General features: G+C 33.7%; 12 protein-coding genes. All 12 read left to right on the forward strand.

All coding sequences use genetic code 11. The features are described 5' to 3' along the window. The first annotated feature begins 280 nt into the window (after positions 1 to 280). Complete coding sequence (gene ttcA, locus J5V48_RS08890; protein ID WP_219938230.1) at positions 281 to 1,153, forward strand: tRNA 2-thiocytidine(32) synthetase TtcA; 873 nt, start codon at positions 281 to 283, stop codon at positions 1,151 to 1,153. A gap of 185 nt (positions 1,154 to 1,338) precedes the next feature. After that, positions 1,339 to 3,441, forward strand: a complete 2,103-nt coding sequence (locus tag J5V48_RS08895; protein WP_255557791.1) for an acyltransferase family protein — start codon at positions 1,339 to 1,341, stop codon at positions 3,439 to 3,441. Positions 3,442 to 3,495: 54 nt separating this feature from the next. Then, complete coding sequence (locus J5V48_RS08900; protein ID WP_219938232.1) at positions 3,496 to 4,413, forward strand: manganese-dependent inorganic pyrophosphatase; 918 nt, start codon at positions 3,496 to 3,498, stop codon at positions 4,411 to 4,413. Between the two features lie 151 nt (positions 4,414 to 4,564). Continuing rightward, positions 4,565 to 5,890, forward strand: a complete 1,326-nt coding sequence (rimO, locus tag J5V48_RS08905; protein WP_219938233.1) for a 30S ribosomal protein S12 methylthiotransferase RimO — start codon at positions 4,565 to 4,567, stop codon at positions 5,888 to 5,890. Positions 5,891 to 6,099: 209 nt separating this feature from the next. Next, a complete protein-coding gene (locus J5V48_RS08910) occupies positions 6,100 to 7,230 on the forward strand; it encodes an FAD-dependent oxidoreductase (RefSeq protein ID WP_219938234.1) in 1,131 nt (376 codons plus the stop codon). Position 7,231: 1 nt separating this feature from the next. After that, the gene (locus J5V48_RS08915) at positions 7,232 to 8,248 is read left to right on the forward strand and encodes a glycosyltransferase family protein (RefSeq protein ID WP_219938235.1); all 1,017 of its coding nucleotides are present in this window, start codon (positions 7,232 to 7,234) and stop codon (positions 8,246 to 8,248) included. A 10-nt stretch (positions 8,249 to 8,258) separates the two neighbouring features. Continuing rightward, positions 8,259 to 9,014, forward strand: coding sequence for a Rossmann-fold NAD(P)-binding domain-containing protein (locus J5V48_RS08920; RefSeq protein ID WP_219938236.1), 756 nt, complete (start codon positions 8,259 to 8,261; stop codon positions 9,012 to 9,014). A 1-nt stretch (position 9,015) separates the two neighbouring features. Further along, positions 9,016 to 9,852, forward strand: a complete 837-nt coding sequence (locus tag J5V48_RS08925; protein WP_219938237.1) for a sugar phosphate isomerase/epimerase family protein — start codon at positions 9,016 to 9,018, stop codon at positions 9,850 to 9,852. A gap of 3 nt (positions 9,853 to 9,855) precedes the next feature. Further along, the gene (locus J5V48_RS08930) at positions 9,856 to 10,668 is read left to right on the forward strand and encodes a glycosyltransferase family 2 protein (protein ID WP_219938238.1); all 813 of its coding nucleotides are present in this window, start codon (positions 9,856 to 9,858) and stop codon (positions 10,666 to 10,668) included. Beyond that, a complete protein-coding gene (locus J5V48_RS08935) occupies positions 10,665 to 11,018 on the forward strand; it encodes an SMR family transporter (RefSeq protein WP_219938239.1) in 354 nt (117 codons plus the stop codon). The genes J5V48_RS08930 and J5V48_RS08935 overlap by 4 nt, the downstream gene beginning before the upstream one ends. A gap of 11 nt (positions 11,019 to 11,029) precedes the next feature. Next, positions 11,030 to 12,595 carry a hypothetical protein gene (locus J5V48_RS08940; protein ID WP_219938240.1) on the forward strand — a complete coding sequence of 522 codons (1,566 nt, stop codon included), beginning with the start codon at positions 11,030 to 11,032 and terminating at the stop codon, positions 12,593 to 12,595. Between the two features lie 279 nt (positions 12,596 to 12,874). Further along, a partial coding sequence (locus tag J5V48_RS08945; protein WP_219938241.1) for an IS110 family transposase occupies positions 12,875 to 13,387 on the forward strand: 513 nt, incomplete at its 3' end.

The raw sequence follows: 13,387 nt of genomic DNA on the forward strand, positions 1-13,387 counted from the left end.
ATAAATTTTTGTTACACTGTAACTAATTAATCTATAAGATCTTTTTAAGCTAAATTTCTAAAGATCTTAGGTAAGATATTTTTGTAAAAACTAGTACTGATAAGTACTTTTAGAAAAAACAACTACTAATAATCAATAAAGTGAAGCTGTCATAAAGTGTCATGGTAGCTTCCTTTATTCTTGACTCTTATCAAAACATTCTTTTCTGTTTAATATACATTTAAAAATGTATAATACTTACCAAAACAGTAGAGATTAAAACATAGATTCTTTGACTTTTATGATAAACGATACAAATTTTCCAAAAGCAGCTGATGAATATGCAAAATGCGTAAGTCCTTATTTCAATATTGAGGACAAACAGGAAAAATATAAAGCAGATAAACTCTTTAAAAGATTAAGACGAAAGGTTGGCCATGCCATTGGAGACTATGGCATGATTGAAGAAAACGACAGAATACTTGTATGTATGTCAGGTGGTAAGGACAGTTATGTTCTTTTAGACATGCTCATGTCATTAAAGAGATCAGCTCCTATCAATTTTGAACTTATACCAGTTCATATTGATTCAAATTTTCCAAATGCACCAGAATATCTTCTTGAAGATCATTTAAAAAAGGTAGGTCTTGAATATCATTTCTTAAAAAGACCTGTATACGATATCTGTAAAGAAAAGATTGCAGATGGTATTCCATACTGCTCTTTATGCTCAAGATTAAGAAGAGGATATCTGTATTCATTTGCAAGAGAAATTGGAGCAAATAAGGTTGCTTTAGGTCATCATAAAGATGATTGTCTTGCAACATTCTTTTTAAACATCTTCTACTCTGGCATGATGAAGGCAATGCCTCCTGTTCTTAGAAATGACAAAGACGATCTGACTGTTATAAGACCTCTTATATACTGCAGAGAACGTGATCTGATTACTTTATCAAAGATTAAAAACTACCCTGTTCTGCCAAAGGGGCTGTGCGGTTTTGGTGAAGATCAGCAAAGAAGTGCTATGAATAAGATGATAAAACAGTGGGATAAGGAATATCCAAAACGTGCAGATATCGTATTCAAGGCTCTAAAGAATGTTGCACCATCCCATCTTCTTGATAAAGAGCTTTTTGATTTTACAAAAATATCTAACGGACCAAAGGTAAAATGACTGAGATTTCAATTAAGTTCAATGTTCCAACTCTAGGAAGATTTAAATTTCACTTTTGATGAGATGTCATTTTTTATAAAATATAAAATTATGAAATTTGTTTTATGAAGATAAGAATTTCATTGCCTAGCTAAATATTATTTTATTCCATCTAAATTCAAGGAAAATCAGCTATGATTGCAAATATGATCAAATGTTTTAAAGAGCAATCTAAACATGAATATCGATCCGATATTGATGGATTAAGAGCTATTGCCTGCATAAGCGTTGTTATTTTTCATGCTTTTCCTGAATATTTAAAAGGTGGCTTTGTCGGTGTCGACATATTCTTTGTTATATCAGGATATCTGATATCCTCTATCATTTATAGAAATCTGTTTGATATTGAAAATCCAGGTAAGTTACATCTTATCGATTTCTACATAAAACGTGTAAGACGAATTTTTCCTGCACTGATTACAATACTTTGCACAACTTTAATTCTAGGATACTTTGTACTTCTTCCTGAAGAATATATGCTACTTGGAAAACATGTTTTTGGTGGTTCTCTATACATCAATAACATAATGCTATTTTTTGAAAGTGGCAGTTATTTCAATCCTGAATCAAATGCTAAGCCATTACTACACTTATGGTCATTAGGTGTTGAGGAGCAGTTTTATTTAATCTTTCCAATTTTCTTATGGATAATCTATAAAACAAGACAGAATTTTATTCTTGTACTTACTATATTTACTATTACTTCTTTTGCTCTTTGTAAGATTGAAATATCAAACCACAATCAATCTGCAGCATTTTATCTACCGTGGTGTAGATTTTGGGAATTATCCATAGGAGCAATACTCTCATATATTGTTTTCTACAAAAAAGATTTTATAAACAATATAAAATGTCTCTTAGAAAAAGTAGTCATAAAAAGAGTTTTATTCAAAAATGCCAATGCTCAAGCAAATGAAAATATTCTGAACAATATTCTTTCCATTATTGGCTTAACTCTTATTATTATCGCTATAGCTACAATAAAGAACAATTATAAATTTCCAGGAACAAGAGCTCTCCTTCCTGTTTTGGGTGCAATATTTATTATTGCAGCTGGCAAAAAAGCATTCATAAACAGATACATTCTTTCAAATCGAATTTTTGTGTTTTTGGGATTAATTAGCTATCCATTATATCTATGGCATTGGCCTCTTCTTTCATTTGCATATGTATGTGACAATTTTGAACCTAAAGCCTGGATAAAAATCATAGCTATAATAGCTGCAATTGGTCTATCCATATTGACTTATTTATTTATAGAACCACCTTTAAGATATGGAAAAAGAAAGATATTTAGCCTTATTTTTTTATTGTCATCATTATATTGTATTGGCTTTATAGGATTTATTATTACCATTTCTCTTCAAAAAGAATACAAATATGAAGAAGAGAGAAACAGCACATTATCAGCAGAACTTCTTAAAAGAGAAAATGAGTGTCAGTTAAAATTCAATAAATGGAATATAAAAACAGATATTCCAAACTTCTGGTTTTATATAATTTCATGTAAAATGAAATCTAAAGAGGATAATATTGCTTTAATAGGAGATTCGCATGCTGGCACCTATTATTTAGGTATGGCAAATTTATTTCCTGACAGAAAAATATCTGTTTTTCCTGAAGAAAATGCAGCCCCTTTTTATGATGTCAGAACAGGTGCTCGTGATACTGAACCATTCAGAGAAAACTACAAGAACATAAATAAAGCTCTTGACTATATAAGAAACAATGATAGCTATAAGGTTGTTATACTTGCTCATACCCCATTATCATCATATTATGATACAGAATATATGGGAACAGACATCAATCTTCCTTATTCGAAAGCAAATTCTTTTCCTACGTTAAAAATAGCAATTAAAAAAACTGTAGATAAACTGTTATCTTCTGGCAAAAAAGTAATTTTTACTCTAGATAATCCTGCTTTACCAAATAGAAAAACTAATTGTGTATATAGACCTATTACAATTTCTTTCAAACCTAAATGTGAATTTGACAAGCAATTCTATACAAACACAATTGAAATTCAGGAATATAACCGTTTTATAAAAAATCTAATAAATACTGATTATCCTGATGGCAATGTTGACTTCGTTGATTTAGCACAAATTTTGTGTGATGAAAATAAGTGTTATGAGGGAATTAATAATAAGCCTCTTTACGAGGATCAGAATCACCTAAATCAGGAAGGATCAAATCTTGTAGCCCCCAAAATTATACAAAAAATCGATAAAATGTTAGCTAACTAACTTTTCTTGATATAATACACAAAAAATTTTTGAACATATTTGAGGAAATATTTGATGAGCGCATTAGTTTTAGGTCATAAGAATCCTGATACAGACTCAATCGTTGCTGCATTAGCTTATGCACACGTATTAAACGCAAGAGGAATTGAGGCTACTGCTGTAGCTCAGGGCGAAGCTGCTCCTGAGACACAGTTTGTTTTAAACAAATTCAATCTTAAGGCACCTTCAGTTGTAAATTCTGTAGCTGGTAAGGATGTTTATCTTGTAGACTACTCTGATCTTGCTCAGGCACCTGAGGATTTTATGGATGCAAAATTACTTGGTATCGTTGATCACCACAAACTAGGTGATGTTACATCTGATTCACCTCTTGAGTGCTGGATTCAGCCTTACGGCTGTTCAAATACTGTAATTAAGATGGTTGCAGATTTCTACAATGTGTCAATTCCAGCAGATCTGGCTGGTGCAATGGTATGTGCAATTCTATCAGACACCGTATTATTCAAGAGTCCAACCTGCACTGAATATGACAAGAAGGCAGTTGAAGAATTATCAAAGATTGCTGGTATTAACGATGTTGAAGCTTTAGGCATGGAAATGTTCAAGGCTAAATCAAATCTTGATGCATCTGCACGTGATTTAATCTTCCGTGACTTCAAGGATTTTGATATGGGTGGTAAGAAGATAGGTATCGGTCAGTTAGAGCTTATCTCTTTATCAATGGTTACCCCAGAGTTAAAAGCTTCTTTAATCGCTGAGTTAAATGCAGTTAAAGCTGAAGGACGTCACTCTGCAGTTTTAGTACTTACAGACATCATGAAAGAAGGTTCAGAGCTTCTATTATCATCAGATGATGAGAACACAATCATCAATGCACTTGGTACAAAGAAGGCTGACGTTATGTGGATGCCTGGTGTTATGAGCCGTAAAAAGCAGGTTGTACCACCACTACAGGCTGCATTTAAAGCTTAATTAGCTTTCGCATTACACATACTTTATAAAACAAGTATTGAATAATTGACTGGTCTTAGAATTTCTAAACCAGTCAATTCTGTCATTAACTGTAGTAAAATTAAATCTAATTGATACTACTTTTTTATAACTTCAACATCATATTTATCTCATGGCTATTAAAACTCCTAAAATCGGTCTTGTTTCTTTAGGTTGTGCAAAAAATCTTGTAGATGCACAAAGATTAACTTCAGTTCTTATTGCAATGGGCTATAAGATTGAAAATGAATATGATAAGTGTGATGTTGTAGTTGTAAACACATGTGGATTTATAGGACCTGCAGTTGAAGAATCCATGCAAGCTATTGGCGAGGCTCTTAACTATTCAAGAAAAGTAATTGTTACAGGCTGCCTTGGTGCAAGAGCTAAAGTAATCATGGATAAATATCCTCAGGTTGCTGCTGTTTACGGTCCTGGTATGAGAGCAAGCGTAATTAGAGGAATTATTTCTCTTGTTGGAAAACCTCTTGAATCTGACAGACAAAAGGTCTCTCCATCCGGAGTACTTTTAACACCTCCACACTATGCCTATTTAAAGATAGCAGAAGGATGCAGACATAAATGCTCTTTTTGTATCATTCCATCTCTTAGAGGCCCTCTGCGCTCACGTGAAAGCGATTCTATTATGAAAGAGGCAATCGATTTGACAAATCGTGGTGTAAAAGAACTTCTTATAATTGCACAGGATTCATCTGACTATGGCCATGATTTAAAAGGTCGTCCTTCTCTATCATCTCTAATGACAAAGCTCTCTGATACAAAAAGATGGCTTAGAGTTCATTATTTGTATCCATCTGATGAGGCAACAAAAGTTGTTGAGCTTATGGCAAAAGGTATTGTGTTACCATATCTTGACGTACCATTCCAGCATGTTAATCCAACAATTCTTAAAGCAATGAATCGACCTGGCAATATTGAAAAGACTTTAAGAATGATAGAAAAATGGAGAGATATCTGTCCAGATATCGCTATTAGATCAACTTTTATTGCAGGCTTCCCTGGTGAAACACAAGAACAGTTCAATGAACTACTTGATTTCATAAAAGAAGCAAAACTTGACAGAGTTGGCTGTTTCCCATACTCAGATGTTGATGGAGCTACTGCAAATTCTTATCTAAATCCTGTTGATGAGCAGATTAGAGAAGAAAGAGCAGCTCTACTCATGGAAACACAAGCTAAAATATCATATCAGAAACTGAATGAGCGTATAGGCAAGGAATATCAGATCTTAATTGACTATGTCAGTGATGATGGTATAGCTGTTGGTCGTTCAAAATATGAATCACCTGATATTGATGGTGTCATTACTATTGAAAACACAAAAGGATTGAATCCTGGTGATATGGTCAATGCTAAAATCATTGAACATGATGAGCATGATATGAAGGCTGAGCTTGTTTCTGTGTTAGATGGTAAGATTGATTTTATACCCTTTTAAAAAGAGGTCTCAGTATTAATCTATATCAAAATGTTTACTATTTATATTAACAAAAATATCGTCATAAAAAATTAAATTTACTGTATACTGTAATGCAATATATTGATTACGAGCGAAAAATACATAACGTATGAAATAAGAACAGGGAATTAGACGTTTTATACAAAACTAATTTTTAGTTTTATAATTAAATTTATATTACAAAATCAATGAGTAAAATTATCATTATCGGGGGGGGGTATTTCGGTTTATACCTTGCCTACTATTTAGGTTCAAGACATCATAAGGTAGATCTTTTTGAAAAGAGCTCTGAGCTAATGGCTAGAGCGTCCTATAACAATCAGGCAAGAATTCACAACGGTTATCATTACCCTCGTTCAGTCTTAACTGCCCTTCGCTCAAGACAGTCTTTTCCCCGTTTTATTAAAGATTTTCCTCAATGTGTCTGTGATGACTTTGATAAGTATTACATGGTTGGTAAACACCTAAGCAAAGTCACAGCCTATCAGTTTGAAAAGTTCTGTAAACGCATCGGAGCCTATCTTGAACCAGCCCCAAGCAAAATTGTTAATCTTACTCATAAAAACTACATTGAGGCATGCTTTAAAGCTAAAGAATTTGCATTTGATTCAGTAAAACTCAGAGAAGAAATTCTAAGCAGAATCGATACCAAATACGTAACTATTCATCTGAATTCACAGGTGTTAAACGCAAGTGAATCCAAAGATAAAACAAGTCTTAATGCATCTGTAAAAAATCTGATAACACATGATGTCGAAGAATTTAATGCAGACCACATATTCAACTGCACTTATGCCTCATTAAATCAGGTTATTCATAACAGTTCACTTGAACTTATTCCTCTCAAGCATGAAATGACGGAAATGGCTCTTGTAGATGTTCCTGATGAAATAAAACATCTTGGGATCACCGTCATGTGCGGTCCATTCTTCTCGGTTATGCCATTTCCTTCTGTTGTAATGAATGCTCATTACCTTCACTCTTTTTCACACGTAAGATACACACCTCATTATGAGTGGTACTCAAATAACGATCAGTACATTGATGCTGATTCAAGATTAGAAAAGGATGAGAAACATTCCGTCTGGGAAATAATGCGAAAGGATGCATCAAGATATATTCCAGTACTAAACGACTGCATATACAGAAAATCTCTATGGGAAGTCAAAACGGTTCTTCCTCGCTCAGAGGTTAACGATTCACGACCTATATTATGCAAATTCAATTACGGATTAAAGGGATTCCACTGTGTAATGGGAGGCAAGATAGATAATGCCTATGATGCCGTCGCTGCAGTACAAAAGGAGTTAGCACTCTAAAATGATAACAGCAAATAAAGATGATAACTTTGTCTCAGTTGTAACTGTTATAAACAGATTTACAGTGGAATCATTATCAAGACTATCTGGGATCCAGAATGAACTTGATAAGAATTTTTCAGACTACGAGATGATTCTTGTAGTTCAGAAATCACAGCAGAACGTTTTATCCTACAGGATGGAGCAAATTCTCAAAGATATCCCATGCGTCCGTTATCTGCAGTTATCTTCAGATGTAAACTCGGACGTAATCTGGTCTGCAGGCACCGAGAATGCCATTGGTGATTTTATAATCTGCTTTGATTTATGCAATGATCCAGTCTCACTGATTAAAGAGTCAGTAGAACTTTGTAGAAAAGGAAATGATGTTGTTGTAGGTACAACCAGGCAGAAACACTCTCTTGCCTATCAGATAATAAGACCACTCAGCGGATGGCTACTAAATCTGATTGACTATCATCTGCCAAAAGATGCAACCACATTCAGATGTCTTTCTCGCAGAGCTTTAAATTCTGTTCTGGATACAGGTAAATTCTATCAGCAGTTCTTTATGCAGATTCAGAAATCCGGATATGGTCAGGCAGAACTGCAGTACACATCTTTAAATAATACAGACAAAAGAACAGTTGCAAGTGCAGTTAAGTCAACTTTAAGGTTAATGGTATTTAATTCTACCGCTCCGCTTAGAATTATGTCTCTTTTAGGTCTAACCGGATCTAGCCTGGCATGTTTGTTCTCACTATATTCAATTATTCTTAATCTTTTCAAAAATGATGTTGTAGAAGGCTGGACTTCAACTGTTTTTATCATTTCTCTTTTGGCATCAATGCAGTTTGTGATTCTTTCCTTTATTGCAGAATATCTAAACCGCATTCTAGTAGAACAGGCAAATGCAAACGGCTATTCAATAATTTTTGAAAAGAACTCTCAGGTAATGATTAATCTGGACAGAATAAATGTTTTAGAGCAAAGCACCTCGCAGACAGACAATCTTGTTCAGACAGGAAGAGACAGATAAGGAACAAAACATGACATCAGCGCTAATCGGATCAACAGGATTTGTTGGCAACACCCTTTTATCACAGAGATCATTTGATAACTGTTATCACTCAACTGATATAGGAGAGATTGATAATAAAGAATTCGACCTTGTTATATGTGCAGCTGCACCTGCTAAGAAATGGTACGCAAACCTTCATCCTGATGAAGATCGTGCTTGTATTGACTCTCTTATTGGACATTTAAAAACAATTAAAGCAAAAAAATTTATTCTTATAAGCACCGTTGATGTTTTTAAGTCACCTGTTAACGTTGATGAAAACTCACCTATCAGTCTGAATGAACTTCAGCCATATGGCTACAACAGAAGACGTCTTGAATTGTTTGTTCAGGAAAACTTTAAAGTTCATCTTATCGTAAGACTTCCTGGACTTGTGGGAACTGGACTTAAAAAGAACATTATCTTTGATTTCAAAAATAAAAATGAAATTGAAAAGATTGAATCAGATAACGTATTCCAGTTCTACCCAATGAAGAATCTTTTAAAAGATATAACTACTGCAGATAAACATGGATTAAAACTGATTCATCTTACTGCAGCACCTGTAAGCGTTAAGGAAGTTGCTAAAATCGCATTTAACTTTGATTTTGATAATCATATTGGAAAGCCACTTGTCTCATACGATTTTAAGTCCGTTCATGCGGCTTTGTTTGGACCAAATCATGACTATCAGTATGACAAAACAGAATCTCTAAAGGCAATCAGAGAATATGCTGAGGAATAAAATGAATCTATCCATATCTAATATTGCATGGGATGCATCTTTTGAACCTCAGGTTATAGATCTTCTTTTGAAAAGCGGAATTCATCATTTGGATTTTGCTCCAGGAAAATTCTTTTCCGATATTTTAAATACATCTGATGCAGAAATACACAGAGTAAAAAATGAATGGCAGAATAAAAGCTTTTCCCTTGCCGGCATTCAGTCTTTATTATTTGGAACAACAGGTCTTAATCTTTTTGAGATTGGCTCTCAAGATAGAATGCTAGAGCATTTAAAAAGAGTTTGTCATATAGGATCTTTAACCGGAGCCACAAGACTGGTATTTGGTTCACCTAAAAATCGAGACAGAAGCAAACTTAATGACACTAGAACAGATGAAATTGCCTTAGATTTCTTTTTCAGATTGGGTGAAATTGCAAAAGAAGAGAACGTCACAATCTGTCTTGAGGCAAATCCTACCGTTTATGGAACAAACTTCCTGACAACAACCGAAGAAGCAGCTGCATTCGTTAGAAAACTGAATCATTCTAATATAAAGTTGCAGCTTGATCTGGGAACCATTTACACAAACCATGAATCTTCACAGATTATTGAAGATGTAGCAGACATAATTGGACATATTCATTTAAGTGAACCTTCTATGGCACCTGTAACTACGGATGATTCTATTCATAAGAAAATTGGAAATATGCTTAAGAAAGTAATTGCAAATTCCATGACATCTACAGATATTCTCACTATAGAAATGCTAACCAACAATTCTGATTCTCCTGAAAACAGAATTAAAACAATTGAAGAGTCAATCAGATTAGCAAAAGACCTTTATATGCAGGAATAATAAATGAATTCTACTGTTAATCAAGATTATAACAAATATATTCCATCATATGACGTATTGTTCTCAATCCCCAATAAACATAGAGATTACTGTCTAGTTATTCCAGTAATCAATGAGGGAGACAGAATTCATACCCTATTAGAGAAAGTCTCTGAATTGAAATTACATAATGTTGTAGATATCATCATTGTTGACGGTGGTACAACAGACGGATCACTTGAGGAGAATTATCTAAAATCGAAGCATGTGCACACTCTTCTGTTAAAAACAGCAAAAGGCAAGCTAAGTACACAGTTACTATGTGCCTATAACTATGCAGAAAAACTTGATTATAAAGGAATAGTAACCATTGATGGCAACAACAAGGATGATCCTGCCCCAATTCCTGATTTTATAAAGAAACTTGAAGAAGGATATGACTTTATCCAGGCATCACGCTTTATAAGCGGTGGTACTGCAGTTAATACCCCCGTAAGCCGAGATTTGGCAATCAGGTTTATACACGCCCCTGTTCTAAGTATTGCCTCAGGTTTTCACTGGACTGATACAACTCAAGGATTCAGAGCATATTCAGCAAAATTCCTTTTTGATGAGAAAGTTGCAATTTTCAGAGAAGTTTTCTCTTGTTATGAGCTACTTGCTTACCTATCATACATCGGTCCAAAACTTGGATTCAAATGTATAGAAATGCCAAGTAAGAGAATTTATCCAAAAGGACGGGTTCCAACAAAAATCAGTTCCTTAAAAGGAAATATGGAACTTCTGAAAGTTCTGTTTAAGGCTGCTCTTGGAAAATACAACCTGGAGAAAGAATGATTACATTCCTGCTAGTTGTGCTCGGTATAGTTTCAAATGCAGTTGCAAGTGTAATGATTAAGTATGCAATGCTCCCAGAGAGAAAAGTCTCTATTTCTGAGCCATTATCAATAATCTTAAATATTCCGCTTTGGACAGGGCTAATGTTCTACGGCATAGCATTTGTGCTGTATGCACTTACTCTTCAGCGACTGCCTCTTAATGTTACTCATCCAGTTCTAACCTGTGGAGCCATTTCTATGGTTGCTGTTTTATCTGTAATACTGTTTGGTGAATCTTTTACAGTGCAAAAAATTGCAGGAGTGGTTCTTGTTGCAGTTGGTGTCATTCTTATTTCCTGGAAAGCTTAAAGGTAATATTCATGTATAACTTAGTATCAAAAATTAATTTCATCATGAATAATAAGATTCTACTTTGTATTCTTGGATTTGTTATTTTGTATCTGTCTTTTTATAAAAATGCACTTGGTGGAGCAAATAAATCTTTTTTTAACGAATTTCAGCTTGATTCTGAAGCTTTAGTGCTTGCAAATGCATTCAAAGATAAAGAAGGGATTGAACATAAATTCTCAAATCTTGGTTCAATAACAATGAAGGGAACAACAGATAGAATTAAACAAGAATATTTATTCGTGGCAAAGAACAAAAGAGAAGTTATAGATATACCTGTTATAAAGAATCTAAATTCATCAACTATGGATAACGACAACAGTATATTCGTTGATAAATCTCACATAAATGAGATAAAGTATGCTATTGGTTACCAAATAGTCATTGGAGATGAATCTAGATATGTAAAAGATATCATCATGCAAGATAAATTAGTAAAAATAAGTTATTTTGGAGAACAGTTACCACAAACTGATAATTCAAAAATCTCACTAAATTATGAATCTTTCGGTAAACAATATATAGATACATGGGAATACACATCTCAATACGGATTACAAGGAAAAATGACATCTTTTTTATTTAATAAACTAGATTTTTCCATCAAAACAATACAAAAAATCAATGTAATCGTATTATCTTTTGTAATTCTTTGTCTTACATATTTATTCAAACTTATCTTTTCAAAAAATTTAGCAGTATGTTTCTTTATATCAGTTGTTTTTTCTCCTTTGGTTGTTTCTTTTGCTAAAAATTTATATTGGATAGAATTCTCTTGGTTTCTTCCATCTATATTCAGCTGGATACTTTATATAAAAAAAGGTAAAGCTGTTAAATTTGTTTTATATTTTGGTATTTATTTATCTTGCTGTTTCAAATGTCTTTCTGGATATGAATATTTTTCTTCCGTATTATTATTTGCAGTATCACCTTTTTTATATTCTTGTTTAAGTGCTAAGTCTAAAAAACAATTTATTGAAAATCTCGTTGTGATTATAAAAATATGTCTAATAGGAACTTGTGGTTTTCTTTCTGCTGTCATGATGCATGCTTACTTAAGAACTGGTGGCAATATTTTTGATGGGTTAAGCATAATATGGCACAACGATGTATTAAGAAGAACTTACGGAGGAAATATAAATAATTTTATAGATCCTGATTTAGCCCCTTCATTTAAAGCAACTCCGTTCGAAGTTCTTCGTACGTATTTTAATTCTTGGGATACATCTGTTATTAGATTACCAATTCTAAAGAATATTTCCTTTATAACATTAATATCATTATGTTTGTTCGCAATTACCATTGAATATGCACGTGGAGAAAAAGAAGAGTCAAGGCACAATTTATCATTGATTATTACATTCTTGATACCTGCGATTTCATGGTATATTCTCGGTAAGAGCCATTCTTATATTCATAGACCAATGAATTTCGTTCTTTGGTACATGGGTGGTGTTGGCGTAATATTACATATAATATATAAAGAAATAATAATACACATTAAATATGAAAAGGTTATTAAGGAAAAATTAATGTAATTGGTCACTTTGTGTATTGCGCAATATAGGATCACACAATTCGCACTCGGGGATCATTTAGTTTACAACTAGGATCATAAATATTTTCTAACATCATTTTTGAACTAAGGATCAGTTAGCGGAATTAATTATCCCATATTAAAATATATGAATGGTATGTAGAGAACGGCGATACACGGACGCTCGCTAATCTCTAGGTACTTCAGTCAAAGCTCAATCATCCTAGGCAGTAGCTTTCATTGAAGAGTTTTCATAAACAAACTTTTCGGAGCCATTCCCATGAAGGCAGCCAGATTCACAGCAGATGAAATTGAGCGTGTTGCTTATCTTACCACAAAAGGATATCTGCCTGTTGCAGTTGATGTAGCATCAAGAGTCTTTCAGGTATGCTACTACGATTTAGGAGCAAAGCATATCAGAAACTATCAGCTTTCCAGAGTAAAATTCTTTGAATTCATCGATGATACCCATACACCAAGAAAGCTGATTGGCATTGAAGCCTGTGGTTCATGCAATTATCTTTGCAGATACATTCAGGAGCATAACCATAAGTGTCATATTCTGCCAGCTCAAAAGGTAAAAGCCTTTTTACATCTTGATAAAACAGACAGAATTGATGCCTTGGGTATCTTAAAGGCACTAATAACACCATCAATGCAGCATATTCCTGCAAGAACACAGGAAAACCAGTATCTGTTGAATCTTATAGCCGTACGTGACCAGCTTAACAAGCAGTTTGTTCAGACGGTCAATGCAGCTCATGCCTTTCTGTATGAATCAGGTGTGGTGGCA

The organism is Succinivibrio faecicola (assembly GCF_019448115.1).
In the GTDB taxonomy this organism is placed as follows: domain Bacteria; phylum Pseudomonadota; class Gammaproteobacteria; order Enterobacterales; family Succinivibrionaceae; genus Succinivibrio; species Succinivibrio faecicola.